This window comes from Aquitalea palustris (genome assembly GCF_003693445.1).
Taxonomy (GTDB): domain Bacteria; phylum Pseudomonadota; class Gammaproteobacteria; order Burkholderiales; family Chromobacteriaceae; genus Aquitalea; species Aquitalea palustris.
This window is the reverse complement of record NZ_RFAR01000046.1, coordinates 60,768-86,191: the sequence shown is the minus strand read 5'-3', so window position 1 is coordinate 86,191 and position 25,424 is coordinate 60,768. Positions and strand designations below refer to the sequence as shown.

Sequence of the window (25,424 nt, the reverse complement as noted above, 5' to 3'; positions counted from 1 at the left end):
CATGTCCCTAATCGACATTCTGTTCGGCAAGCGCCAGAAAACGGCCGCCATCGCCAGAGAACGTCTGCAGATCATTCTGGCGCACGAGCGCAATGGTCGCAGCGCCCCTGACTACCTGCCTGCATTGCAACGTGAACTGATGGAGGTGATCTCCAAATACGTGGCGGTCAATCTGGATGACATCAAGGTGCAGGTAGAACGCCAGGATGACTTTGAGGTGCTGGAGGTCAATATCGTGCTACCGGAGCATCAGCGCTAAACCATGACGCTGACCGAACTCCGCTACATCGTGGCAGTGGCGCGCGAGCGCCACTTTGGCCGCGCCGCACAAAGCTGCTTTGTCAGCCAGCCCACCCTGTCCATCGCCATCAAGAAGCTGGAAGACGAACTGGGCATCACCCTGTTCGAACGTGGCGGCCAGGAAGTGGCAGTGACGGAAATTGGCGAGCGCATCATCGAGCAGTCGCAACGGGTGCTGGAAGAAGCCGAAACCGTCAAGCGGCTGGCTGGCGAACACCAGAACGAGCTGGTCGGCCCGCTCAAGCTGGGGGTGATCTTCACCATCAGCCCCTATCTGCTGCCCAAGCTGATTCCGGCCCTGCGCATTCTGGCACCGGACATGCCGCTGATTCTGGAAGAGAACTACACCAGCCGCCTGGCAGAAATGCTCAAGCGCGGTGAAGTGGACGCCATCATCGTCGCCGATCCTTTCGAAGAGGCCGGCACCATGACCTGGCCGCTCTATGACGAATCCTTCGTGGTCGCCACACCCAAGGGCCATCCATGGGAAAAGCTGGCCTGCATCGAGGCCAGCCAGCTGACTGACGAGAGCGTACTGCTGCTGAACCAGGGCAACTGCTTCCGCGACCAGGTGTTGCAGGCCTGCAGCGAACTGGCCAGCAAGCAGAACCACCAGTCCGGCCTCGCCACCACCTTGCAGGGCAGCTCGCTTAACACCATTCGTCACATGGTGGCCAGCGGCATGGGGGTTACCGTGATGCCGTCCACCTCCATCGGCCCTGGTGATGACAGCCTGCTGTCCATCCGCCCCTTCCAGGAACCGGCACCGCAACGCCGGGTATTGCTGGTGACCCGCAAGCAGTTTTTCCGCAAAAAAGCGGTGGAAACCCTGCAGCAAGCGGTGTTCCGCTCTGGTCTGGCCGGCGTGGACATGCTGGAAAACGAAGGCCCACTCGGCAGTTGACCCGGACACTGCAGATAAAAAAAGCCGCTCCTGAGAGCGGCTTTTTCATTGCAGCAATTCCTTAACGGTGAGCCGCACGCACCAACTCAGCCAGCCGGGCAATGCCTTCATCAATACGCTCAACCGCAGCATGGCTGAAGTTGAGGCGCAAATGGCCAATGCCATCTTGCGGATTCGGGTAGAACGGTTCACCCGGCATGAAGGCGACATTGCACTCGGCCAATGCAGTCTTCAGCAGTTCACGCGTGTCCTGCGGCTGTTTCAGGGTCAGCCAGAAGAACAAGCCACCCTTGGGAACCTGCCAGTCGGCCAGATCGGCAAAATGCTTTTCCAGTGCGGCCTGCATGGCATCACGACCAACGCGGTAGGTATCGCGCAGCGACTGCAGATGGGCCGGAAACGCCGGATCGGCCAGCTGCTGGGCAATAAACCACTGTCCCGGACGGTTGCTGTGCAGATCGGTGGATTGCTTCAGCTTGACCAGATGCGGATACAGCTCGGGCGAGGCGATCAGATAACCGATACGCAGCCCCGGAGCCAGGGTCTTGGAGAAGGAACCGGCATAAATCCACGGCGTCTTCTTCAAGTGACTCACCAGCGGTGCCGGTGCTTCGCCATCGTAAGACAGGGCACGGTAAGGATCGTCCTCGTACACCGGCAAGCCGTGGGCGTCGATCACCTCGGCCAGCGCACGGCGGTTTTCCTCGCTGTAGCAGGCACCGGACGGATTCTGGAAGCTGGGGATCAGATAGGTCAGCCGTGGCTTCGCCGTACGCAGGGCCTGCTCAAGTTTGGCCGGCGGCAATTGGCCATTTTCCTGGGCAACCGCCGTAATCGCAGCCCCAAACAGCTTGAAGGACTGCAAGGCCGCCAGATAGGTCGGTCCTTCGGTTACCACCGGTGTACCCGGATCGATGAACAGCTTGGATGCCAGATCAATGGCTTGTTGCGAGCCGGATAGCACCAGTACTTGTTGCGCGGTGCACTGCAGGCCCAGCGCTCTGGCCTGGGCTGCAATCAGTTCGCGCAACTGCGGTTCACCCTCGGTCGTGCCGTATTGCGCCAGATCAGGCGGCAGGCCGCTGAAGTCCAGCTGTGGTAGACAGCTGGCCGCCGGCAAGCCACCGGCAAAGGAAATGACTTCCGGGCGCTGAGCAGCGGCCAGAATTTCGCGGATCAGCGAACCCATCAGTCGTTCGATACGTTCTGAAAACATGGTAATCTCCATGACTGTCGCACCAGCATGTCTGCCATATTGCCGTGGCCGAGGGTGGTAAGCCTACGGAAGCCCAGCTCCTGCAGCAGTAAGGATGGTTCCTTCTGCTACCGCTTTATGGTCTGCTACTGCGCCAGCCCAATAAACAATAAACGTCAATTTTTTTGACCTAATTTACCCCTGACAGGGGATGTCGTCAACATGCCTGACAGCGATAACGCGATTGATTTGCGCGCAGCCATGGAAGTGTTCTTCCATGCCTACAAAGCCTTTACCGCCAAGCCAGACGAGATACTGGCCCGGCGTGGCCTGGCCCGGGTGCATCACCGCATACTGTTCTTCGTGGCGCGCTACCCCGGCCTGTCGGTCAAGGACTTGCTGAGCGCGCTGGACGTGACCAAACAGGCCATCAACATGCCGCTGCGCCAACTGGTGGAGATGGGGCTGATTGCCAGCGTGGCCGCCAGCCACGACAAGCGGGTGAAGCAACTGACGCTGACCGGCGAAGGCCGCAAACTGGAAGAAGCCCTGCACAAGGAGCAGGCTCGCTTGCTGAGCCAGGCCTTCAGCCGCATTGGCGACACGGCCACCCGCGACTGGATGGCCGTGAACAGCCAACTGGCTGGCCGCGCAGACGCCGAGGACGCCAAGCATTAATCCCGTCCCTGCTTTAGCAATATGAAAAAAGCCCGCGTCTTGCGACACGGGCTTTTTGTTTGGCTGCAGGAGATTTCGGCCTAGCTGATCTTCTCGTAGCGTACTTCAAGGATTTCGATGTCCTCGTCGCCATCCGGGCCACGAAACAGCACGCTATCCCCCTCACGCGCCTTGATCAGGGTACGGGCAATCGGCGAAATCCAGCTGATATGGCCGCGAGGCAGATCAATCTCGTCTACCCCGACAATGCTCAGCAGCTGCTCACTGCCATCGCCGCGCTCGATCAGCACGGTGGCGGAGAAAAATACCTGGTCGGTGGCTTCGCGCGCTTCGGGATCGACCACTTCGGCCAGCTCCAGCCGCTTGGTCAGAAAGCGGATGCGGCGGTCGATTTCGCGCAGCCGGCGCTTGCCGTACAGATAGTCGCCGTTTTCCGAGCGGTCGCCATTGCTGGCCGCCCAGTTGACCACCTGCACCACCTCCGGCCTTTCCTTGTTGACCAGTTGGTACAGCTCATCCTTCAGCCGACGCCAGCCGCCGGGAGTGATGTAGTTCTTGCTGGAGGCCGGCAGCCGCTGCTCGACTGGCAGATCGTCTTCGGCCTCGTCATTCTCTTTGGTAAATGCCTTGCTCATGCCTGCTTCCCTGCCTTGCGCTGCAATCCGCTACCTTACGTCGATAATGGCGGCAGCGGCAAGCTGTCACTCGTCAACCGGCCACAGCCATTCCCGGCAGTGCACCAGCAGATTCTTCGGCCGCAGCTTCACCTGCTGCAGTTGCGCGTAATCCAGCCACAGCAGATGGTATTGATTGTCTGGCGTCATGCGTGCCAGCTCCGGGCCACCCAGCCGCAGCGTGCCGCGAAACTTGCTGGCCAGAAACACATGCTCGATGCGCCCCTTGTGCTCCAGCGTGCACAGCTGCTCGGCCAGCCAGATGCTCAGGCCGGTTTCTTCGCGGGTTTCACGCACGCAGGCCATGGCCGGGGTTTCGCCGGCCTTGATGGTGCCACCAGGCAGGACGAAGTACTCCTTGCCCTGCTTGATCCGCTGCATCATCAGCAGGCGACCATCCTGGATGATGACTACCGAGGCGCGCGGTCCGCGACGCATGCCCAGCAGGCCACTGCCCCCCGCTGCGGCAGCCGGCGGCACGGTCACATCCTGCGCGCCAACCGAAAGCAAAACGGGCGACCGCCAGGCGGTCACCCATTTGCAGCAGCGCGCAGCCAATGCCGTCAGCAACGGCCAGCTGCCACGGCTCACTCTGCCTTGCTTCCGCGGGTTTTCTTGCGGCCGGTCATGGTCAGGTCAGACCACTTCATCACCGCCGCCACTTCGGCTTCGTTCAGTTCGTAGAACTGGCCACGCTTCAGGCGCGGCGGCAGGCCCAGATTACCGAAACGCACGCGAATCAGGCGGCTGACGGTGAGGCCGAAGTGTTCGAACATGCGACGCACTTCGCGGTTACGGCCTTCCTTGATCACCACGTTGTACCACTGGTTGGCGCCCTCTTCCGCGCCACCGCGCTGGAATACGCGCTGGAAAGCGGCCGGGCCGTCTTCCAGTTCCACGCCGGCGGTCATTTCCTTGGCGACTTCCGGGGTCAGCTCGCCCAGCACGCGCACCGCGTATTCACGCTCCACTTCGAAGCTGGGGTGCATCATGCGGTTGGCCAGTTCTCCACTGGTGGTGATCAGCAGCAGGCCAGAGGTATTCACGTCCAGGCGGCCCACGGCCACCCAGCGGCTGCTCTTGGCTTGCGGCAGACGCTCGAACACGCTGACACGGCCTTCCGGGTCGTCGCGGGAAACGATTTCGCCTTCCTGCTTGTGGTACATGATGATGCGCGGCAGGCGGTCGGCCCACTTGAGCTTGATCACGTCGCCTTTGGCGGTGACGCGGTCTTCCGGACCCACGCGGTCGCCCAGGCTGGCTTTCTTGCCGTTTACCAGCACCAGGCCGGCTTCGATCCATTCTTCCATCTCGCGACGGGAACCGACGCCAGAAGCCGACAGCGCCTTTTGCAGGCGAACCGGCTCAATCTGTTCTTTGTCGAGGCGCACCTCGCGCAGCCGCTTGGACTTTTCTTTCACGTCCTGACTCGGGCTGCGCAGACGCAACTTTTTTGCCTTGATTACCAGCGACTTGCCTTCTGCGCGCGGTTTGCCCGCGGCCGGTGCACGACGCTGTTCGCGCGGGCTTTGTTCACCATCGGCTACCGGCATGGCGGCATTCTTGTTGCCAAAGCGGCGCTCGTGCTGCAATGCCTCACCACCCTGGCCTTGCAGACGCTCGGCCTTTTCCTGGCGACGGGCAGCTTGCTGCTGGCGGTTGTTTTCCGACTGGCTGCGCTTGCCGCTACCGGTGGGGTTGCTCTGCACTTCGCCACGGCGGTTGACCGTTTCCTTGCGACGGCCGGCAGCCGGCTTCTTCGGCTCGGCTACATTGCCATTGGGCTCGCCGTTTTCACCACGCACCACCTGGCCACGGGCCTGGCGTTGCAGTTCCAACTGGGCCAGTTCGGAACGGCTCATCTTGAACAGCGGTGCACTTTCATGCGGTGCGGCATGGGGTTGCGATTGCATCAGGTTGCCATAGGCATCACGCGGTGCAGCCGGGCGACGGCCCTGCGGCTTGCCACCCTGGCCCTGGCCTTGCGCGTCCTGCGGATTGCGCGCCTTGCCAAAGCCTCCCGGCTTGCCACGACCCTGTTGCTGCGGGGCGTTGCCGCGCGGCGCATCGGGCTGACGGCGCGGAGAAGATTCGCGGCCCTTTACACGCGCCACCGGCTGGCGGGCGTTGTTTTGTCCTTTAGACATAAATCATGCTCTTTCATTACGAGCGCACAGCAAAACGGCGTCCAGCCTATTCTGCCTGTGGCTCCAGATTGTCCGCCTCATCGTCGAGGGGGAGAGTGTCTTCGGCGTCATCGCTGCCGATCTCTTGTGGCTGGGCATCGGGTATGACCAGTGTTCCCAAGTCTGCCAGTGGTGGCAGGTCCCTTAGCGAAACAAAGCCAAGATCATCCAGAAACTTGCGGGTGGTGGCATACAGCCCCGGCCGGCCGGGCACGTCCTTGTGCCCGATTACTTCAATCCATCCCCGCTCCAGCAGGGTTTGCATCACGCTGGTGGACACCGAAACGCCACGAATGGATTCGATATCACCACGGGTAACAGGTTGTTTGTAGGCGATAATCGCCAGGGTTTCCATCACGGCGCGTGAATAACGCGGCGGTTTTTCCGGATTCAGCCGTGACAGGTAGGGGGTGAACTCGGCCCGGGCCCGAAAGCGCCAGCCGCTGGCCAGTTTCACCAGTTCCACACCACGGCCACGCCAGTCAGCCTGGATGTCTTCCAGAATGTCGTTCAGCAGGCTGGCCTTGATGTCTTCGGTAAACAGCTTTTTGAGCTGGGATACCGACAAGGGTTCCGTCGCGGTCAACAATGCCGTTTCCAGCACGATCTTGAGATAGTTTAAGTCGGTGATGGTGGACATCGGACCAGGTCTCGCCCGGCCTGCGCACAGGACTGGGGGCGAAAAAATATACATTGCGCGGGGAAGGCGCGGATTTTACCTGATTTCCTGCCCAGCGACACGGTCAATTGACGCGCTACTGTCATGCGCGCAACAGTCGCGGCCATCAGCTGATGGCGATACGCACGTAAATCGGCTGGTAGGCCACTTCCTGGCTGACCTTGATCAGCCCCTCCTTCACCAGTTCCAGCACCGCAATGAAGTTGACCACCAGGTGCGCCACGCCCTTGTCGACTTCGAACAGTTCCTCGAACGGTACGTATTCGCGCTCACTGAGATAGCGCAGGATCCAGCTCATCTGCTCGCGTACCGACAACTCGTCCTTTTCCACCTTGTGGCTGCGCTTGTGCTTGGCCCGCGACAAAATCGCCAGCCAGGCCTGGCGCAGATCAACCGCTGCCACATCGGGCAGGCGCGCTTCGGCGCCCTGCTCGATCAGCACCGCCAGCCAGGCAAAGTCGCGATCAGCCTGCGGCAACTTGTCCAGCGCCAGCGCGGCCAGCTTCATCTGTTCGTAATCCAGCAGACGGCGTACCAGCTCGGCACGCGGGTCGTCCGGCTCACCCTCTTCATCCAGCTGCGGGCGCGGCAACAACAGCCGCGACTTGATTTCAATCAGCAAGGCCGCCATCAGCAGGTATTCGGCCGCCAGCTCCAGCCGCTCGCCCTGCATGGCATCAACATAGCTCATGTACTGGCGGGTGATGTCGGCCATCGGGATATTGAGCACGTCCAGGTTCTGCTTGCGGATCAGGTAGAGCAGCAAATCCAGCGGGCCTTCGAAGCTTTCCAGAATCACCTGCAGCGCATCAGGTGGAATGAACAGATCCTGCGGCACTTCCAGCACCGGCTGGCCAAAGACGTGGGCAATGGGCAGGCCGGCCGGCAGTTCCGGCGCAGTCAGGGTGAAGTCGGCTGGGGTGGTCTGGGTGCTCATGCGACAGAGTGTAAGCCAGGCGGGTGCTCTTTGAGCCATTCCAGAAACAGCCGCGCCGGGCCGGACAGGCTGACTTTGCGGTGATAGGCCAGCATGATGGTGCGGGCCGGCTCGTATTGCGGCAAGGGTAGCCGGCACAGGCCGCTGCTGATCATGACTTCGGGCAGGGCGCTCCAGCCCAGCCCGGCTTCCACCAGCATGCGCAGCGCCTCCAGATAATTGGATGGCTCGCGCACATCCAGCGGGGTGGCATGCTGCTGGAACAGGTTTTCGATCAGCCGGCGACAACGGGTATTGCTGCCGGGCAAGAGCGCCGGGTAGCGCGCCAGATCCTGCAGCGTCAGCGCCTCGAGCAAGGCCAGCGGATGCTGCTGTGCCACGGCAAAGCACAGCCGCTCGTTCAGCACCTCGACATACTCCAGCGCCTGCTCATGCAGCGGCGGCTCGGACATGAAGCCCAGCTCCAGCTCGCCCTGACACAGCAATTTGTGGGTTTCGGCCGAGGTCTTGAAATCCACCGTCAAATCGATGCCGGGATATTGGCGCACAAACTCCGCCAACAAGGGCTTGAGATAGTACAGGCCGATATGCTGGGTAGTAGCCAGATGCAGCTTGCCGATCTGCGCCGGTTGCAGGCTGCGCAGCAGCTGGCCGGCCTGCTCGGCTTCGGCCAGGATGCGCAGCGCATAAGGCAGAAAGGCGCGGCCGGCCTCGGTCAGCACCGTGCGCCGACCGATGCGGTCGAACAGCTCCACCCGCAGGGCATCCTCCAGGCTGCGAATGCGCTTGGACAGGCCGGGCTGGGTGAGGTGCAGGCAATCGGCGGCGCGCGAAAATGAAGACTCGCGCGCGGCACTGACAAAGGCCTTGAGGGCGGCTAGATGAAAATCCATTCCAAATCATTATGGAGATGTCAAACAAATCCAACTTTTTGTTTGATGTGGGTCTGGCTACTATACCAGCACCATCCACACTTTGCCTCCGAAACCATTACATGGGAAATCAGAATCTACCCTGGATCGCGCCGCTGTCGCTGACCCGCCCGCCACAAGCACAACTGGCGCGTGCCGTGGTCATGGTGCGTCCGGTCGACCTTGCCTTCAACGAACAAACCGGTGCCGACAATGTGTTCCAGCATCGGCTGAACCTGCCGCCGGCATCCGTCACCGCACAGGCCATGGCGGAATTCGATGCCATGGTACAGCGCCTGCAGCAACACGGCCTGCAGGTGATGGTGCTGGAAAAAAGCCCCGACGGCATTGCCACTCCGGATGCGGTATTTCCCAATAACTGGTTCAGCACCAGCGCTGATGGCAGCCTGCATGTCTACCCCATGCATACCCCCAACCGGCGCCAGGAGCGGCGGGTGGAAGAACTGGCACGGCTGCTGCTGGGCCATGGCTACCAGATCAACCAGATCAGCTGGGTGGGCCACCCGTGGGAAGAAGAACTGATCCTGGAAGGCACCGGGGTGATGATTTTCGACCACGCCCGCCACCGCGTGTATGCCGCGCGCTCGCAGCGCTGCCATCCGCTGGCGCTGTATCGCTACGCCAGGCTGCGCGGGCTGGAAGATGTCCAGTTGTTCGACACCGCTGACAGCCACGGCGTCCCCATCTATCACAGCAATGTGATGATGTCGGTGGGGCAGGATATTGCGGTGATCTGCGCCGACAGCCTGTACCAGCCGGAAGAACGACGCCGGGTACTGGAGGCGCTGGAATCCACGCATGAGGTGATCCGCATCAGCCACGAGCAAGTGGAGCAGCACTTCTGCGGCAATATCCTGCAGCTGGCAGCACAGGACGGCACGCCGCTGTTGGCCATGTCACAGCGCGCCTGGAATGGCTTCTCCCCGCAACAGCAAAAGGTGCTGGAGCGTCATGGCCAGCCGGTGGTCAACCCCATCCCCACCATTGAAGCAGTCGGTGGCGGCAGTTGCCGCTGCATGCTGGCAGAAATCTTCCTGCCGCGTGTCGAGCACTGAAACTGGACGCCGCAAGAATGCAATAAAAAAGCCGGAACACATGGTTCCGGCTTTTTGACTGACTGCTAACTGTGTGGTGAATCAGAAACCCAGCCCCATGGCGGCACGCACGTCAGTCATGGTTTCTTTTGCCACTTGCTCGGCACGGCGACAGCCTTCGAACACGATTTCCTTGACCCGGTCCGGATGGGTCAGATATTGCTCGGCCCGCTCGAACATCGGTTGCTGTTCACGCAGCACGCCTTCGATCACCGGTTGCTTGCAATCCAGACAGCCGATGCCGGCGCTGGTACAGCCCTGCTTCACCCATTCGCGGGTGTCGTGATCGCTGTACACCTGGTGCAGCTGCCATACCGGACATTTTTCCGGATTGCCGGCATCGGTACGGCGTACGCGGGCCGGATCGGTCGGCATGGCCTTGACCTTCTTGCTCACCTGCTCCGGCGCTTCGCGCATGGTGATGGTGTTGCCGTAGGACTTGGACATTTTCTGCCCGTCGAGGCCCGGCATGCGCGAAGCAGCGGTCAGCTTGGCTTCCGGTTCCGGCAGAATGGTCTTGCCCTTGTTTTCCAGCCAGCCGGCCAGGCGTTCGCGGTCGGCCACGCCCAGGTTCTGGCTGGCGGCCAGAATCTCGCGCGCAGCTTGCAGGGCTTCGGCATTGCCGTCTTGCAGATAGGCGGTACGCTGCTGCATGAACTGCTTGCCCTGCTTGCCGATTTTCTTGGCGGCGGCCTGGGCCAGCTCGTCGAAGTTGGCTTCGCGGCCAAACAGGTTGTTGAAGCGGCGCGCCACTTCGCGGGTCAGTTCGATATGCGGCACCTGGTCTTCGCCCACCGGCACCAGCCCGGCCTTGTACACCAGGATGTCGGCGGCCTGCAGCAGCGGGTAGCCGAGGAAACCGTAGGTGCCCAGGTCCTTGGTGGACAGTTTTTCGATCTGGTCCTTGTAGGTGGGCACACGCTCCAGCCAGGACAGCGGTGTCACCATGGACAGCGCCAGGTGCAGCTCGGCATGCTGCGGCACCTTGGATTGCAGGAACACCGTGGCCTTGTCCGGGTCGACGCCGGCCGCCAGCCAGTCGATCACCATGTCCCAGATGCTCTTTTCGATGATGGAGACATTATCGTAATTGGTGGTGAGGGCGTGCCAGTCGGCCACCATGAAATAGCAATCGTGGCTGCTCTGCAGCTCTACCCAGTTCTTGATGACGCCGTGGTAGTGGCCAAGGTGCAGGCTGCCCGTGGGGCGCATGCCGGAAAGGATGCGGTTGGCAAACATGGAGCGGATTCCAGTTAGAAAAAGAGACTGAGCAGATGATACACCAGCTGGCGCAGCGGATTGAGCAGCGGCATGAGCACGCCGGTAAAGATCAGTGCGATCAGTATCCACATGCCATAGGGTTCCAGCCGCGAATACTTGTAGGCCAGACCCGGCGGCAGCAGGCTTTCCACGATGCGCCCGCCATCCAGCGGCAACAGTGGCAGCAGGTTGAGCACCATCAGCATGACGTTGATATTGATGCCGGCCTTGCTCATCAGCGCCAGCGGCTCGGAATAGCTGTTGTTCATGACGATGGCCAGCTTGAGCAGCAAGACCCACAGCACCGCCATGATGAAGTTGGCCAGCGGGCCGGCAGCCGCCACCCAGCGCATGCCGACGCGCGGATTGCGCAGCGCGCCAAAATTCACCGGTACCGGCTTGGCCCAGCCAAACAGCACGCCGCCCATCATCAGCGACAGCAGCGGCAGCAGCACGGTGCCCACCGGGTCGATGTGCTTGAGCGGGTTAAGCGTCATGCGCCCCAGCATATAGGCGGTGGCATCGCCAAAACGCTTGGCGGCATAGGCATGCGCGGCTTCGTGCAGGGTAATGGCCAGCAGCACCGGCAAGGCATAGATGCTGATCTGCTGGATCAGTTGAGAGGTATCGCCCATAGCTTCTTTTCTGTTTGGGTAAGATGAACCACTACTAGATGGGGACAGCCGGCCAGGGTTCCAGCCGGGCTGGCTATAAACCGAAAACGGCCGGGTCGCCCTTGCCACGGCGCAGCAGTTCCACGCCGTCGGTCATGTCGATCACAGTCGTCGGATCAGTGCCACACCAGCCGCCGTCAATCACCGCATCCACGCTGTGCTCCAGCCGTTCGCGGATTTCATACGGGTCGGTCAACGGCTCCTCATCACCCGGCAGCAGCAGGGTACAGGACAGGATGGGCTCGCCCAGCTCTTCCAGCAGTGCCAGCGCCACCTTGTGGTCCGGCACGCGCAGGCCGATGGTGGCGCGCTTGGGATGCAAGGTGCGGCGCGGCACTTCCTTGGTGGCCTGCAGGATGAAGGTGTAGCTGCCCGGCGTGGCCGCCTTGAGCTGACGGAACTGGCTGTTGTCGACGCGGGCGTAGTTGGCCAGCTCGGACAGGTTGTGACAGACCAGGGTCAGGTGGTGTTTGAGCTCGATCTGGCGGATGGCCAGAATGCGCTCCATCGCCTGCTTGTCGCCCAGCATGCAGCCCAGCGCGTAGCAGGAATCGGTGGGATACACCACCACGCCGCCACCCCGCAGGATGGTGGCAGCTTCCCGGATCAGCCGCGCTTGCGGATTGTCCGGGTGAATCATGAAGAACTGTGCCATGTGTGTGCTTTTGTGTTGGTTTATGCCGCGTGCGGGGCGCGAATGATGCGCTCTTGCAATGCCTGCCACACCGGCTGACAGATGGGCGGCAGGTCATCGGTGCGGCCGACGTCGCGGCCGCCTTCGCCCGGTGCATGAAAATCGCTGCCGGCGCTGGACAGCAGGCCATAGCGCTGGGCAATCAGCGCGTACTTGTGCATGTCGTCCAGGCTGTGGCTGCCGCTGGCCACTTCGATACCACGGCCGCCAGCGTCCTTGAAATCCAGGATCAGCCGCTCGGTGAGCGTGCGCCCCATATCGTAGCGGCCGGGATGGGCGATCACCGCCATGCCGCCGGAGGCGACGATCCAGCCCACTGCATCGGCCAGATTGGTCCATTCATGCGGCACATAGCCGGGTTTGCCCGGGGTCAGGTATTTGCGGAAAACGGTGCGGACATCTTTCACCTCGCCGCTATTGACCAGGAAACGGGCAAAGTGGGTACGGCCTATCATTTCCGGGTTTTCGCATACCGCCATCGCCCCTTCGAATGCCCCGTGGATACCGATGCGGGCCAGCGAGTCGGACATTTCACGCGCACGCTCCACCCGGCCATCGCGGATGGACTGCAGGCCAGCCAGCAGGCCGGCATGCTCGGGGTCGATGCCCAGGCCGACAATATGCACGGTGTGCTTGCCATTCCAGGTAACCGATACCTCGACGCCGTCGAGAAAATCCACGCCATGGATCGCGGCGGCGGCACGGGCTTCGGCCAGGCCGCGCGTGCAGTCGTGGTCGGTCAGCGCCACCAGCGTGGCTTCTCGCTCGGCGGCACGGGCAATCACCTCGGCCGGTGGCAGCGCGCCATCGGAGGCGTGCGAATGAAAATGCAGATCGATACTGGCCATGGCTTATTGTCCGTCCTTGTTGTGCCGCGCCTGCCAGGCGGCCAGCCGGCTGCGGTAGTCGCGCAGTTCGGCTTGATAGGTGTCGAGAATGCAGGGATCGCAGCCGCTGCCGCAGCACATGTCGTCGCTCACCTCAAACGGCGGTTCCGGCATGGGATCGGCAGCATCCGCCGCCGGCGGGGACGGCTCGCTCATCAGGCGGCCACCACCTTGATGGTAAAGCCCTGCCCGCTCACCACCTGACCGGCGCGGATCTTGCAGGTCTTGCGCAATTCCTGCACGCCATTCACCGCCACATTGCCCTCGGCAATGTAATGCTTGGCTTCACCACCAGAGGAACACACGCTGCAGCTTTTCAGCAGATCGCACAGGGCGATGTATTCGGTGCTCAGTTTGTAGATTTCATTCATTTTTACACATCCATTCTGGACAGGCTTGTGCACCGGCTGTGGACAAGGCCTGCAACTGTTTGAGCGAAAAGCCATTTTTCGCACTGCCTGTTTTTTAGGCAGACACTGCCGCTTTTCCACCTGCCTGCGGGACAGGACTGTGGGGTAGCTGTGGAAAATGGGGACAAAGCCATGAAATATAAAGGCTTTGTCGCCACTGCTTATTTTTTAGGCAAACCGGCACGACCCAGCGCCTGCCAGGCCTGCGCCAGCCGCTCGGCCTGCCCACCCTGCAGCAGGGTATAGGCCACGCCCTGGCGCGCCAGTTCGGCCTGGTACAAGCCCAGCAGCCAGTCGCGCTGCTCGGGATGGCTGCGCAGCGGGTCCGGCTGCCAGGGGATATCGGCCGCAGTCAACAAGGTGAACTGGTAGTCTTGTGGCCGGTACAGCTGCAGCAGGGCCGGCGAAGGCTGGCCAAACGCCACATCGGCCCAGATCTTGCAGGTGAGCACCGTGGTATCGCACACCAGCCAGTCGTATTCTGCTGCTGCGTGCTGCTCGGCCTGCAACTGGCCGGCGGCGATGGCTTCGATATCGGCCATGCTCACCTGATAGTCGCGTACGGCGTAATAGGTGCGCGCATATTCGGCCACGGCCACGGCACGCAAGCCCTGGCTGCACAAGGCAGCCGCCAGTTGCAGCGACAAGGTGCTCTTGCCGCAGGATTCCGGCCCGATCACGGCGATTCTGATGACTGACACTGCACAGCACCGGCAAAGAGTCTGATTATACGTCGGGAGGCAGCCTGCCAGTAGTGTTGCCGCGCATTTCTGCACACGGTGCGCGGTTTCGCACAGCCAGCGGGGACAGCCTTGTGCGTGAGCTGTGGACAAACAGGCTAAGTTGCTGAAAGCAATCAGGCTTCCCGCCACTGCCTGTTTTTTAGGCAATTAGCTGTTTGCCGCTGTCTGGCTGTGCCGGGCAGTGTCACCGCAGTTTTACACACTGCGCGGGGACAGCCTTGTGTACGGTCTGTGGGCAAGTTGGCTAAGTACATGAAACACGACAGGGTTTTACTGGCTGCCTGTTTTTTAGGCAATGGCCATTTTACGCCGTCTACTGACGCTATCCACCGCTGCAACGGGCTGTTGCGCATGTTTTTGCACAGCAGGCGGGGACAGGCTTGTGCACCGCCTGTGGGCAACTAAAGCAAGCCACTGAAAGAAATGGACTTTTCCTGTGCTGCTTCTTTTTTAGGCAGCAGCTAGCAGTTCACACTGAGCAAGCCGTGATGGCCAGCACAACAGGGTTTTGCACAAGCAGAGGGGACAGCCTTGTGTGTGGACTGTGGACAAACTGTCTAAACCATTGAGTCATAACAGGCTTTCTGCCATTGCCTGTTTTTTAGGCAGCAGCCCCGCTTTTCCCCACCCCACGTGTACCACGGTGTGGAGGGCTTGTGGATAGCATGGGCAAGCTACTGATCTGGCAGTGAAAAACATGACTGCCTGTTTTTTAGGCAATTCACCGCTACTGAAAGCAACAAGGGCGTGCCAATGGCACGCCCTTGTTCTTTCCCCCGGACTGGCCTGGCCAGCTTAGCTGCTCTCGCCCCGCAGCGGGGTCGCCAGCTGCTGGCGCAAGGCCTCGCCACGCAAGCCCTGCGACAGCAACACCAGCAGCTTGGCGGTGGCTGCTTCCGGTGTCAGGTCTGCGCCGGCCACGGCTCCGGCTCGCGCCAGTGGCTGGCTGGCGGCATAGGCCCCGACTTCGACCGCGCCATGCACCACCTGACTGATATTCAGCACTGCACCACCAGCGGCGGTCAGCGCAGCCACGCCAGCAAGCAAGGCCGGATCAGCCGGCGTATTGCCATTGCCATAGCTCATCAGTACGGCGCCATCCAGTTCGCCCGCCTGCATGATCTGCCCTGCCAGCGTACTGGCATGGCCGGGAGTGAGGAAAAAGGTGGCCAGCTTGAGCGCAACATCCAGCTTTACCGGGGCAAAAGCGCCAGTACTGGTCAGCCAGTGCTGGCGCTGCCAGTCGGCCTGGATGCCAAAGCGGGCCAAGGCCGGGGCATTGGGGCTGGCAAAGCCGGCAAAGCTGGCGGCATCCAGCTTGCGTGCACGGCAGCCACGCAGCAGCAGGCGATTGAAGGCAATGCACACTTCGTGCAGATCGGGCTGGCTGGCGGCCTCCAGCGCATCGGCCAGATTGCTCCAGCCATCCGAGCGCGGATGCACCAGCGGCAGTTGTGAACCGGTGACAATAACCGGCTTGGCCAGGCCTTGCAGGGCAAAGGCCAGCACGCTGGCGGTATAGGCCATGGTGTCGGTGCCGTGGATCACCACGAAACCGTCGTAATCGGCATAGCGGGCGATCAGGTCGTCCAGCAATTGCTGCCACTGCGCCGGCACGATGGCCGACGAGTCGATCAGCTGCGGGTATTCCACCACGTCAAAGTCCAGCGTCGGAGTACGGAAGCGCTCCAGCAGCCGTGGCAGCAGGCCGGAAACGGGGGCCAGGCCATCCGGGGTGTGGTCCATGCCAATGGTGCCTCCACTATAGAGGACAAGCAGGCGGGTCATGGTTGCATCCTTGGTCAACATCAAACAGCCGGCATGGTAGCGCAAAACCGGTCGGTTGGCGGCAAGCCGCCCGCCAGGCAGCAAAAACCCCCGCGACAGACCGGCTGTGGCGGGGGGCTCGGAACCAAGAGGGCTTAGCGCAATGCTTCGTTGATGGCGTCATTCACAGCATGCTGGGCGACACCGATCTGACCGAGGATGTAATGTTGCAGGCCACGCAGATAGGGATCGTCCTCTTCATGGCTGGCATCCTGCTTTGCCTTGTCCAGCAGGCGCAGGGCCTGGTGGAAGCGGTCATCCGGACGGTAGCTGGCATCCGGCGGCTGGCGCTGGAAGGGGTCTTTGCCATCATCGATGGCCGCATCATGCATGGCATGCAGGGCCTGGTTGATGGCTTCCACGGCACGGCGCTCGCCCTGCTCCACCCGTGGCTGGTCCGGACGGGACAGCAAATCACGGGCGATGCGCAGGTCAGTCATGGCATGGCTGTAGTAGGGATGCTGTTCCGGCTGCCAGTGGTGCTGCTCGAAGCGCCAGGGCATGCCTTCATGCCACTCCCCCTGGCGCATGTCGGGATGCCAGTCATTGCCGTGCCAGTCATCGGCCATGGCCGATCCGCTTGCCAGCAGGGCCACACCAGCCAGCAGCAGGCTGGCGACAGATTTCTTCAGGATCAACATGATTGCTCTCCTTGATTACAAGCGATCTTTATTATTGTTGCGGTAAAGCAGTAGCACAGCCGGGTTCAGCGCAGTGCGTCGGCAATGGCTTGCTGGGTGGCACGATGAGCATCGTCGATGTGGTGCAGGATGCGTCCCTGCAAGTCACGCACCCAGGGGTCATCCTCGCGGTGGCTGGCATCGCGCTTGGCCTGATCCAGCAATTGCAGGGCCTGATGGAAGCGGTCGGTCGGGCTGAGGCGTGCATCGACAGGCTGCGGCTGCCAGGGGTTCTTGCCATCCTGGATCGACGCCTGGGTCATTTCCTTCAGGGCGGCATCGATGGCACCGACTGCCCAGCGCTCGTCATCCTGCACCGGTTGTGCATCCGGCCGCGCCAGCAGAGCGCGCGCCTGGCGCAGATCGCTCATGGCATGGCCGTAATAGGGATGTTCGGCAGGATTCCAGTGCGGGGCGGCAGCCACCGGGGCCGGCTTGTACACCACCTGGGTGCGGGTCGGAGTCACGACGCAGGCTGTCAGGCTGCTGGTCGCAGCGGCCAGCAGCAGCCAGCCGGCCAGGCGATGGATTCGGTTTTTCATCAGCATTCTCCGGTGTTGTTATCGTGATTGCAGCATGAACCAGGCAAGCATCTCAGTCTGTACCGGGGCTGTATCACTTGGTAAGCATTTGTAATGGAAATGTGTGCAATTGTTAATTCATGACAAAAATGACAAATAATTCACACATTAGCCCATTGGCATGGCAGTAATGCCCAGATCGCCCGGCTCGGTCGGCAGCTGGCTGTCCACCGACAGCCGGATGGCATCGTGCCGCCAGTACTCGACATCACAATCGATGATGCGCTGCTGCTGGTCGTAATTGATGCGGGTGATGCGCAGGATGGGGCTGCCATCGGCCAGCATCAGCGCCTGCGCCACCTCACCGCGTGCGGCCGTGGGGGTGATGTCGAAGCGTGAACGGCGGTAATGCAGGCCGTAACGCGTCTGGTACAGCTCGGTCAGCGATTGCGACAGGTCTTCGTTCATGATGCCGGGAAAGCATTCCGGCTTCAGATAGTGCTCGACATACATCACCACCCGGCCATCCAGGCTGCGCTGGCGGCAAATCTGCAAAACCCGCGCCAGTGCCGACAATTGCAGCCGCTGGCACATCTCCGGCGTGGCCACCATGCTGCGCGCCGACAACACCCGGGTATCCACGCGCCGTTGCTGCTGCTGCACCATCTGCTGGAAATGCACCCGGTATTGCGGGTTGTATTCCAGCCGGGGCGGGGCGACAAACCAGCCACGCCGGTCCTCACGGTAGATGCAGCCTTCGGCCTCCAGCGCCAGCAAGGCATCTTTCAGGGTGATACGGGTGGTATCAAACAGCTCGGACAAGCTGCGTTCGGACGGCAATTTACCGCCGGGAGGCAACAATCCCCCCTCGATCTGCGCCAGCAGGGACTGTCTTATCCGGGCGACTTGTGTCTGGTTATTTTCTTCTGACATGCTCTGGACTAGTCCACGTTGATTTGATTGCAGCTGGGAGCCGCTAACAAAGCCCTGCAGCAGCATCAGGCCGGCTTGCCGTACTGCTGGTATTGCCAGCATCGGCACAGCTTGCCTCAGGGACGCTGCGCTATTTTGTTAGCCGCCATGACTGTTTAGCAAACTCAAATGACAAGCCTGCGACAGCATGTCGGAATATGGCCAAAACAGGTCGTACGCAAGACTTCACACAACAGACATGCAACTGAAACTTCCCCCACATCATTTCGTCATCTGCACTGCCTATGATCGCCCTGCTCAACTGACCTAGTCCAAAGGATGGAACCAATGAACAAGAAGCTGATGGCTGCAGTAGTTTTGTCCGCACTGAGTGTAGGTGCTTCCGCTGTACATGCACAGGATCTGAACAGCCTGATCAAGGCGGCCAAGCAGGAAGGCGAGCTGACCACCATCGGCCTGCCGCATGACTGGTGTGGCTATGGCGACCTGGTGGCCGGCTTCAAGGCCAAGTACGGCATCAAGGTGAACGAACTGAATCCTGACGCTGGTTCCGGTGATGAAGTCGAAGCCATCAAGGCCAACAAGGGCAACAAGGGCCCGCAGGCACCGGACGTGATCGACGTTGGTCTGTCCTTTGGCCCGCAAGCCAAGGAAGCCGGCCTGATCCAGCCGTACAAGGTGTCCACCTGGAACAGCATTCCGGCTGAGGTGAAGGACAAGGATGGCTTCTGGTACGGCGACTACTACGGCGTGCTGGCCTTCGAAGTGAATACCGACATCATCAAGAAAGTACCGGCCGACTGGGCTGACCTCCTGAAACCGGAATACAAGAACGCCGTGGCGCTGGCCGGTGACCCGCGCACCGCCAACCAGGCCATCATGGGCGTGTACGCTGCCGGCCTGTCGCAAGCAGGTGGCAACCCGGCCAAGGCCGCCGATGCCGGCCTGAAATTCTTCTCGCAACTGAACAAGAACGGCAACTTCGTACCGGTGATCGGCAAGGCGGCCTCGCTGGCCCAGGGCACCACCCCCATCATCGTACGCTGGGACTACAACGCCCTGGCCGACCGCGACACCCTGAAGGGCAACCCGAAAGTGGCCGTGGTAGTACCGAAGTCCGGCGTGGTGGCTGGCGTGTATGTACAGGCGATCAGCGCCTACGCTCCGCACCCGAACGCCGCCAAGCTGTGGATGGAATACCTGTACTCCGACGAAGGCCAACTGGGCTGGCTGAAGGGCTATTGCCACCCGAGCCGTTTCAACGACCTGGCTGCGCGCAAGAAAGTACCGGCTGACCTGCTGTCCAAGCTGCCGGCTGCCGCCAACTACAAAAAGGCCGTCTTCCCCACCCTGGAACAACAGGAAGTGTACAAGGCCACCATCACCAAGCAGTGGGACAGCGTGGTGGGCAGCAACGTCAAGTAAGCCCGTCAGCATCTGAGCACCCAGACCTCATGGCCGTGCAAGCGGCCATGACGGTTTTTGATCCCACCCATCAGGGACCCGACCCGAACCTGCCCCTGCGGCAGTACAACAGCAAGGCAGCGGCAGCCCACCGGCCCCCCCACTGCTGATGCCGGGCACTCCCTTGTACACGAGGCTGCACCACGGATGAGTACTTCACCCGATTCCCTCACGCACCGCCCCGAGCCCGGAGCCGGCCAGATCCGCAAGGGTCTGACACTGTCGGCGCTCAACTGGCTGGGCGTGGCACCGTTTTTCCTGTTTGCATTGCTGTTTCTGATCCTGCCCACCGCCACGCTGATGATAGGGGCGTTTCAGGATGCCGACGGCCACTTCACCCTGGGCAATATCGCCAAGCTGTTCGACGACAGCATCCTGTCGGCTTACTGGATCAGCTTTGAAGTCAGCGCGGCTTCGGCGCTGGGTGGCACGGTCATCGGCCTGGCGCTGGCGCTGGCCGCCATTCAGGGCGGCTTGCCGCAATGGATACGCCCGACGCTGATGACCTTTTCCGGCGTCGCCTCCAATTTTGCCGGCATCCCCTTGTCCTTCGCCTTTCTGTCCACCCTGGGCCGCATGGGTCTGGTGACGGTATTGCTGCGCAACTATGCCGACTTCGACCTCTACGGTACTGGCTTTTCCATTCTCAGCTTTCTGGGCCTGACGCTGACCTATCTGTACTTCCAGATTCCGCTGATGGTGCTGATTGTCACCCCGGCCATCGATGGCCTGCGTGCCGAATGGCGCGAAGCCTGCGAAAGCCTGGGCGGCAACAGCGTGGCCTACTGGTGGCATATCGCCCTGCCCATCCTGTGGCCCAGCATCATGGGCTCGGCGCTGTTGCTGTTCGCCAATGCCTTTGGCGCGGTGGCCACAGCCTATGCGCTGACTGGCAGCTCGCTCAATATCGTTCCCATCCTGCTGTATGCACAGATTCGCGGCGACGTGCTGCACGACCAGAATCTGGGCTACGCCCTGGCACTGGGCATGATCGTGGTGACCGGCCTATCCAATGCCGGCTATATCTGGCTGCGCAGCCGCGCCGAAAGGGGGCGTGAATGAAATCGACATCCCGACTGGGCGCCTGGGTGGCCATTGCCATCGGCACCCTTTATTTTGTTCTGCCGCTGATCGCCACTTTCGAATTCAGCCTGAAGATGAACCGCGACGGCTACAGCTTCGAGGCCTACAAGGTGGTGCTGGCCGACCCCGGCTTCCAGGCCACCTTTGGCTACTCCACGCTGATGGCGGTGCTCACCATCATCGTCGGCATCCTGCTGGTGGTGCCCACCGCCTACTGGATTCAGCTGAAGCTGCCACGGTTGCGCCCGCTGGTGGAGTTCATCACCCTGCTGCCGCTGGTGATTCCGGCCATCGTCATCGTGTTTGGCTACCTCAAGCTGTACAACAGCAGCTCCTGGCTGCCGCTGACCGGCAATGAACGCGCCACCGACCTGCTGTTGATGTGCAGCTACGTGACGCTGGCCCTGCCCTATCTGTACCGCTCGGTTGATGCCGGCCTCAGGGCCATCGACGTGCGCACGCTGACCGAAGCGGCGGAGAGCCTGGGCGCCAGCTGGCCCAGCATCCTGCTGCAGGTGATTTTTCCCAATGTGAAATCGGCCATCCTGTCCGGCGCCTTTCTTACCTTTGCGGTAGTGATTGGCGAATTCACCATGGCCAGCCTGCTGGGCCGCCCGGCTTTTGGCCCCTATCTGCAGCTGATTGGCGCCAACCGGGCTTACGAGCCGTCGGCTCTGGCCATCATCGCCTTCATGGTGACCTGGGCCTCGATGGGGCTGATCCAGGTATTCGCCCGCAATGCCCGCCCGGCCCGCAAGACGGCCTGAGCACAGACAGAATTCAAGGAACCAGCATGGCCTATCTCACCATCAATAATCTGCACAAGCGCTTCGACGACCACGTCGTGGTGCACGACTTCAACATGAGCATCGAACAGGGCGAGTTTGTGACTTTCCTTGGCCCCTCCGGCTGCGGCAAGACCACGGTACTGCGCATGATCGCCGGCTTTGAAACCCCCACCTCCGGCCGCATCTGCGTCGGTGGCGAGGACATCACCCAGCAGGCCGCACAAAAGCGCGGCATCGGCATGGTGTTCCAGAGCTATGCGCTGTTTCCCAATATGAACGTGACGCAGAACATCGGCTTTGGCCTGAAAATGCGCAAATGCCCGGCCGACGACATCAAGCGCAAGGTGGCCGAGGTGATCAAGCTGGTGGAGCTGACCGGCAAGGAGAACCACTACCCGCACGAATTGTCCGGCGGGCAGCGTCAACGCGTGGCGCTGGCCCGTGCCCTGGTAGTGGAGCCGCGCATCCTGTTGCTGGACGAGCCCTTGTCGGCACTGGACGCGCGCATCCGCAAGAATCTGCGCGAACAGATCCGCGACATCCAGCGCCGCCTCGGCCTGACCACCATTTTCGTCACCCACGATCAGGAAGAAGCGCTCACCATGTCCGACCGCATCTTCGTGATGAACCAGGGCCGGGTGGAGCAGGAAGGCCGCGCCGAAATCGTCTACACCGAACCGGCCACCGAGTTTGTTGCCCGTTTCATGGGCAATTACAATCTGCTGGGTGCGGCCGACACCAACCGCCTGCTGGGGCTGAACATCAGCGGCCACCTGGCCATCCGCCCGGAATCCATTCACGTACTGGACGGCCACAGCCAGCAGGACGGCACCCTGGCCGGCACCATCCGCCAGCACCAGCTGCTGGGCAATATCATCCGCTACCAGATTGAAAGTGCCGGCATCACCCTGCAGGTAGACCGGCTGAACCGTACCGCCAGCGACCTGATGCCGGCCGGCACCGAAGTACGGTTGCAGATCAGCCGCGACGACATGCGCGAGGTACGCTGATGCTGGCCATATTCGATCTGGACGATACCCTCACCGACGGCGACAGCTCCAGCCTGTGGCTGCAATTCATGGTGGAACACGGCCTGGCCGCTGCTGACATGCTGCCGCGCGAGGCCGAGCTGATGGCCGCCTACCGCCGGGGCGAGCTGCGCATGGAAGACTATATGGAATTCACCCTGCAGCCGATGCAAGGGCGCAGCGTGGAGGACATGGCCGAGTGGGTGGAGCGCTTCATCGCCGACAAGATCGCGCCCATCGTCTTTCCGGCCGCACGGGAAACCCTGGCGCGCTACAAGGCTGAGGGCCGCACCCTGCTGGTGATTTCCGCCACGGGCGAGCATCTGGTGGGGCCGATTGCACGCTTTCTGGGAGCGGACGACTTTCTGGCCATCTGCCTGGAAACCCGCGATGGCTGCTATACCGGCCGCACCCACAGCGTGCTGACCTATCAGCACGGCAAGGTGCTGCGCCTGCAAGACTGGCTGACGCAGCACTGCGCCGCGCTGGCAGGCAGTCATGGCTATAGCGACTCCATCAACGATGTGCCGCTGCTACAGGCGGTGGAGCAGGCTTATACGGTGAATGCCGACCCGAAACTGGCCGCCGTGGCAGTACAGCACGGGTGGACCCAGCTGAACTGGCAGCGCTAGCCACGGCGGGCCGCCCTGCTGGCGCGGCAGGCGGCCGGCTGCGGCCAGACCCATCAGCGATAATGGCGCAACATGCGCTGGAACACGCCGTCTTGCTGCATGGCGGCCAGCGCCCGGTCCAGCTCGCTGCGGGTGATCAGGCTGCGCGGTGACAGGGCGCAGCGGTTGCGATACTGGCTGATCACCAGTGCCGGCTGCAACGGCGGCAAGCGCAAGCCATGCGCCAGCTGGTAATCCAGATACAGCCGGTTGGTCACCACATGCTGCACCCGGCCAGCCGCCAGCTTGCGCAGGTTGTCATACATGCCGTGGGCGTCATCGCGCACAAAGCCGCTGCCCAGTTGCTGCAGCATTTCCGGATAGGCAAAACCCAGCACGGTGCCCACCGGCTGTCCGGCCACATCCGCCAGCTTGCTGCGCGGTGCTGCCTGCCGGCTGCTGAGCAACAAGTCCTGGTTGTCCAGGAAGGGCCGGCTCCAGCGCAACGTGGGCCCCGGCATCCATTGCGGCAGGGCCAGGCAGACAACATCACCCTGCCCTTGCTCCAGCGCCGCAATCAGCCGCTTGCGCGGCAATATCCGGAAGCGCACATCCAGCTGCAGATGCGCCGCCAGCTCCAGGCCGATATCGCGATGCAGTCCGTCCTGCAGCTGCCCGTTGACGATATTGGCCTGCGGCATTTCGGTACTGTCATCCACCAGCACCACCAGCTCCCCTGCAGCAGCCGACAGCGCCAGCAACAGACCGGCCACCCCGGCCAGCCATGTTTGTGGCTTTACCATGCTCACTCTTCCCCGAGTGTCCCTGCTGTGCCGCCGCTATTGGCCGGCGGCCTGGCCATCATCCTGCCATCGGTGTGGCATGAGGATGTCTCGCTTGCCTAATGAAATCCCCCGCGTGCCATGCAGCTCTGATAGCGACCATCCACCCGGCGGGCAAACCACTCGGTGGTGAGCTGGTGGGTGAACTTGGGGCTGACCAGCACGATCTGCGGAATGATCTGGCGTGGCGCAGCCTTGCCGGACTGGTCGGCCAGCGCAAATACCCGCTTGTACAGCTCGGTCTGGCTGAAGCCGGACAGCTTTTCCTGGCGCAAATCACGTGCCATCTCGTCCGGACTCATGCGCAGCCGCCCAGCCAGGCCATTCAGCGCACGCTGGGTATCGCTGGTAGCGCCGGACAACACGCGGTTCATCTTGTCGCTGTACAGCATGATGTCGCCATCCAGCGCCAGCTTCTGTCCGGACAGATGCTGCACCGCCAGCTGGAAAGCCGCATTGCGGCTGGCATAGCGCCCGGCATTGTAGTCGGCAAAGCGGTAGACCATGTCAGGATAGCTGATGGGATATTGCAGCAGGATGGCAGAACCGAAATACACACTGCCACGCAAGCTGAACACTTCGTCGCGCAGGCTGCTGTAGCTGTAGGGATAGGGCCAGGCGCGCACCTGGGTTTCGGCAAAGGCCACGCTCACCTGCATCGGCCCGCCATCGCGGATGGGGTTCTTGTGTTCGAAGATGGTCTGGCCGAAGGGCAGCTCGCGGATCATGTCTTCGTACAAGGCATTCATCTGCTTCTTGGTACGCAGCGCATTCACCCGCTCCTTGTAGCTTTGGCCATTGGGCGACTTCTTCAGCATGGCAGCATCCACCACCAGCGAGGGAATGAAGTACTTCTGCCGCCGCTCCTCGATCTGCCCCCAGACGATCTTGGACAGATTCGGCACCACCGGGTCCGGATTAAAGCCGGATTCCTGCTCGGCCACTGCCAGCACCGCGCAGAAATACTGCGGTGCATAGGGAATCTTCAGATGGCTGAAGGCGCTCATGATGTCGCCATGCCATTCGCGGCGGGCGGGAATGCCGCGCGGCAGCAGGCGCTCCAGCAAGGCCGCGCCTTCCTGCTCATTATTGTAGGCAGGCAACAGCGGAGCCGGCACCGGCTTGCTCAGCGGCACACTGGCAGGCGCTGCCGGCGGGAGCGCGGTCGGCGGCGGCGCGGGCAGCAGGGTTTGCGGATCGGGCATCGGCGCCGGGCGCACGGCCGGCGACACCACCGGAGCAGGAAGTGGAGCCACGCTGCTGGCGCAGCCGGCAAGGGCCAGCAACAAGCCGGCAGACAGATAACGGTACATGCGGATCAACCTCGAAAGCCGCCGCCCCACAGAAGGGCAGGCGGGCAAGAATGCGGCAGCCCTCGACTGTAAACAATGGCGGCAGCT

At 61.7% G+C, this 25,424-nt stretch carries 29 protein-coding genes; 9 read left to right on the top strand and 20 right to left on the bottom strand.

The features are described from left to right. Nucleotide 1: 1 nt before the first annotated feature. A complete protein-coding gene (gene minE / locus EAY64_RS11760) occupies nucleotides 2-259 on the top strand; it encodes a cell division topological specificity factor MinE (protein ID WP_059286884.1) in 258 nt (85 codons plus the stop codon). Between the two features lie 3 nt (nucleotides 260-262). Beyond that, nucleotides 263-1,204, top strand: coding sequence for a LysR substrate-binding domain-containing protein (locus EAY64_RS11755; RefSeq protein ID WP_103524950.1), 942 nt, complete (start codon nucleotides 263-265; stop codon nucleotides 1,202-1,204). Nucleotides 1,205-1,265: 61 nt separating this feature from the next. Here the strand turns inward: EAY64_RS11755 and EAY64_RS11750 are convergent, their stop codons facing one another. Next, a complete protein-coding gene (locus EAY64_RS11750; RefSeq protein WP_103524964.1) occupies nucleotides 1,266-2,420 on the bottom strand; it encodes an aminotransferase-like domain-containing protein in 1,155 nt (384 codons plus the stop codon). Nucleotides 2,421-2,621: 201 nt separating this feature from the next. On the opposite strand from EAY64_RS11750, the gene EAY64_RS11745 reads away from it, so the two are divergent. Next, complete coding sequence (locus tag EAY64_RS11745) at nucleotides 2,622-3,077, top strand: MarR family winged helix-turn-helix transcriptional regulator (RefSeq protein ID WP_103524949.1); 456 nt, start codon at nucleotides 2,622-2,624, stop codon at nucleotides 3,075-3,077. A gap of 80 nt (nucleotides 3,078-3,157) precedes the next feature. Here EAY64_RS11745 and greB read toward each other — a convergent pair whose 3' ends face one another. From greB to EAY64_RS11715, 6 genes are all read right to left on the bottom strand, one after another. After that, on the bottom strand, nucleotides 3,158-3,712 hold the full coding sequence (gene greB / locus EAY64_RS11740; protein WP_103524948.1) for a transcription elongation factor GreB: 555 nt from the start codon (nucleotides 3,710-3,712) through the stop codon (nucleotides 3,158-3,160). 66 nt (nucleotides 3,713-3,778) lie between these two features. Further along, nucleotides 3,779-4,231: an NUDIX domain-containing protein gene (locus EAY64_RS11735; protein WP_147456213.1), complete on the bottom strand. Its 453-nt coding sequence runs from the start codon at nucleotides 4,229-4,231 to the stop codon at nucleotides 3,779-3,781. A gap of 107 nt (nucleotides 4,232-4,338) precedes the next feature. Continuing rightward, complete coding sequence (rluB, locus tag EAY64_RS20630) at nucleotides 4,339-5,304, bottom strand: 23S rRNA pseudouridine(2605) synthase RluB (RefSeq protein ID WP_226034215.1); 966 nt, start codon at nucleotides 5,302-5,304, stop codon at nucleotides 4,339-4,341. A gap of 640 nt (nucleotides 5,305-5,944) precedes the next feature. Next, the gene (gene scpB / locus EAY64_RS11725) at nucleotides 5,945-6,577 is read right to left on the bottom strand and encodes an SMC-Scp complex subunit ScpB (RefSeq protein WP_103524945.1); all 633 of its coding nucleotides are present in this window, start codon (nucleotides 6,575-6,577) and stop codon (nucleotides 5,945-5,947) included. Between the two features lie 145 nt (nucleotides 6,578-6,722). Then, nucleotides 6,723-7,553: a segregation and condensation protein A gene (locus EAY64_RS11720; RefSeq protein WP_103524944.1), complete on the bottom strand. Its 831-nt coding sequence runs from the start codon at nucleotides 7,551-7,553 to the stop codon at nucleotides 6,723-6,725. Then, nucleotides 7,550-8,446, bottom strand: coding sequence for a LysR family transcriptional regulator (locus EAY64_RS11715; RefSeq protein ID WP_103524943.1), 897 nt, complete (start codon nucleotides 8,444-8,446; stop codon nucleotides 7,550-7,552). The genes EAY64_RS11720 and EAY64_RS11715 overlap by 4 nt, the downstream gene beginning before the upstream one ends. 101 nt (nucleotides 8,447-8,547) lie before the next feature. On the opposite strand from EAY64_RS11715, the gene EAY64_RS11710 reads away from it, so the two are divergent. After that, nucleotides 8,548-9,540, top strand: a complete 993-nt coding sequence (locus EAY64_RS11710; RefSeq protein WP_158604673.1) for an arginine deiminase-related protein — start codon at nucleotides 8,548-8,550, stop codon at nucleotides 9,538-9,540. Nucleotides 9,541-9,621: 81 nt separating this feature from the next. Here EAY64_RS11710 and EAY64_RS11705 read toward each other — a convergent pair whose 3' ends face one another. From EAY64_RS11705 to EAY64_RS11655, 11 genes are all read right to left on the bottom strand, one after another. After that, a complete protein-coding gene (locus tag EAY64_RS11705) occupies nucleotides 9,622-10,818 on the bottom strand; it encodes a tryptophan--tRNA ligase (protein WP_103524941.1) in 1,197 nt (398 codons plus the stop codon). 14 nt (nucleotides 10,819-10,832) lie between these two features. Further along, nucleotides 10,833-11,474, bottom strand: coding sequence for a site-2 protease family protein (locus EAY64_RS11700; protein ID WP_059287331.1), 642 nt, complete (start codon nucleotides 11,472-11,474; stop codon nucleotides 10,833-10,835). Between the two features lie 73 nt (nucleotides 11,475-11,547). Then, nucleotides 11,548-12,168: an L-threonylcarbamoyladenylate synthase gene (locus tag EAY64_RS11695; RefSeq protein WP_103524940.1), complete on the bottom strand. Its 621-nt coding sequence runs from the start codon at nucleotides 12,166-12,168 to the stop codon at nucleotides 11,548-11,550. Between the two features lie 20 nt (nucleotides 12,169-12,188). Further along, complete coding sequence (locus EAY64_RS11690; protein ID WP_103524939.1) at nucleotides 12,189-13,055, bottom strand: 3',5'-nucleoside bisphosphate phosphatase; 867 nt, start codon at nucleotides 13,053-13,055, stop codon at nucleotides 12,189-12,191. Between the two features lie 3 nt (nucleotides 13,056-13,058). Next, nucleotides 13,059-13,250 (bottom strand): oxidoreductase-like domain-containing protein, encoded by a 192-nt coding sequence (locus EAY64_RS11685; RefSeq protein WP_103524938.1) that lies wholly within the window; start codon nucleotides 13,248-13,250, stop codon nucleotides 13,059-13,061. After that, on the bottom strand, nucleotides 13,250-13,465 hold the full coding sequence (locus EAY64_RS11680) for an RNA-binding S4 domain-containing protein (RefSeq protein ID WP_103524937.1): 216 nt from the start codon (nucleotides 13,463-13,465) through the stop codon (nucleotides 13,250-13,252). Before EAY64_RS11680 ends, EAY64_RS11685 begins: the two co-directional genes overlap by 1 nt. A gap of 200 nt (nucleotides 13,466-13,665) precedes the next feature. Continuing rightward, nucleotides 13,666-14,205 carry an AAA family ATPase gene (locus EAY64_RS11675; RefSeq protein WP_103524936.1) on the bottom strand — a complete coding sequence of 180 codons (540 nt, stop codon included), beginning with the start codon at nucleotides 14,203-14,205 and terminating at the stop codon, nucleotides 13,666-13,668. An 837-nt stretch (nucleotides 14,206-15,042) separates the two neighbouring features. Beyond that, nucleotides 15,043-16,035 carry an asparaginase gene (locus tag EAY64_RS11670; protein ID WP_103524963.1) on the bottom strand — a complete coding sequence of 331 codons (993 nt, stop codon included), beginning with the start codon at nucleotides 16,033-16,035 and terminating at the stop codon, nucleotides 15,043-15,045. A 134-nt stretch (nucleotides 16,036-16,169) separates the two neighbouring features. Next, on the bottom strand, nucleotides 16,170-16,715 hold the full coding sequence (locus EAY64_RS11665; protein WP_103524935.1) for a hypothetical protein: 546 nt from the start codon (nucleotides 16,713-16,715) through the stop codon (nucleotides 16,170-16,172). Between the two features lie 65 nt (nucleotides 16,716-16,780). Further along, nucleotides 16,781-17,296 (bottom strand): hypothetical protein, encoded by a 516-nt coding sequence (locus tag EAY64_RS11660; RefSeq protein ID WP_147456212.1) that lies wholly within the window; start codon nucleotides 17,294-17,296, stop codon nucleotides 16,781-16,783. A 147-nt stretch (nucleotides 17,297-17,443) separates the two neighbouring features. Then, nucleotides 17,444-18,208 carry a UTRA domain-containing protein gene (locus EAY64_RS11655; RefSeq protein WP_103524962.1) on the bottom strand — a complete coding sequence of 255 codons (765 nt, stop codon included), beginning with the start codon at nucleotides 18,206-18,208 and terminating at the stop codon, nucleotides 17,444-17,446. A gap of 327 nt (nucleotides 18,209-18,535) precedes the next feature. Here EAY64_RS11655 and EAY64_RS11650 point away from each other — a divergent pair, with 327 nt between their 5' ends. The 5 genes from EAY64_RS11650 (at nucleotide 18,536) to EAY64_RS11630 (ending at nucleotide 23,203) form a co-directional block, all read left to right on the top strand. Further along, nucleotides 18,536-19,633 (top strand): ABC transporter substrate-binding protein, encoded by a 1,098-nt coding sequence (locus EAY64_RS11650; RefSeq protein WP_103524933.1) that lies wholly within the window; start codon nucleotides 18,536-18,538, stop codon nucleotides 19,631-19,633. 186 nt (nucleotides 19,634-19,819) lie between these two features. Continuing rightward, nucleotides 19,820-20,734: an ABC transporter permease gene (locus EAY64_RS11645; RefSeq protein ID WP_103524932.1), complete on the top strand. Its 915-nt coding sequence runs from the start codon at nucleotides 19,820-19,822 to the stop codon at nucleotides 20,732-20,734. After that, entirely contained in the window at nucleotides 20,731-21,522 is a 792-nt protein-coding gene (locus EAY64_RS11640; RefSeq protein ID WP_103524931.1) for an ABC transporter permease, read from the top strand. Before EAY64_RS11645 ends, EAY64_RS11640 begins: the two co-directional genes overlap by 4 nt. A gap of 26 nt (nucleotides 21,523-21,548) precedes the next feature. Then, nucleotides 21,549-22,553, top strand: coding sequence for an ABC transporter ATP-binding protein (locus EAY64_RS11635; RefSeq protein ID WP_103524930.1), 1,005 nt, complete (start codon nucleotides 21,549-21,551; stop codon nucleotides 22,551-22,553). Next, nucleotides 22,553-23,203, top strand: a complete 651-nt coding sequence (locus EAY64_RS11630; RefSeq protein WP_226034200.1) for an HAD family hydrolase — start codon at nucleotides 22,553-22,555, stop codon at nucleotides 23,201-23,203. Before EAY64_RS11635 ends, EAY64_RS11630 begins: the two co-directional genes overlap by 1 nt. 53 nt (nucleotides 23,204-23,256) lie before the next feature. On the opposite strand, the gene EAY64_RS11625 is transcribed toward EAY64_RS11630, so the two are convergent. Both EAY64_RS11625 and EAY64_RS11620 read right to left on the bottom strand, forming a co-directional pair. Continuing rightward, nucleotides 23,257-23,985, bottom strand: a complete 729-nt coding sequence (locus EAY64_RS11625) for a substrate-binding periplasmic protein (protein WP_103524928.1) — start codon at nucleotides 23,983-23,985, stop codon at nucleotides 23,257-23,259. Nucleotides 23,986-24,083: 98 nt separating this feature from the next. After that, nucleotides 24,084-25,337 carry a DUF1615 domain-containing protein gene (locus EAY64_RS11620; RefSeq protein ID WP_103524927.1) on the bottom strand — a complete coding sequence of 418 codons (1,254 nt, stop codon included), beginning with the start codon at nucleotides 25,335-25,337 and terminating at the stop codon, nucleotides 24,084-24,086. Between the last annotated feature and the right edge of the window lie 87 nt (nucleotides 25,338-25,424).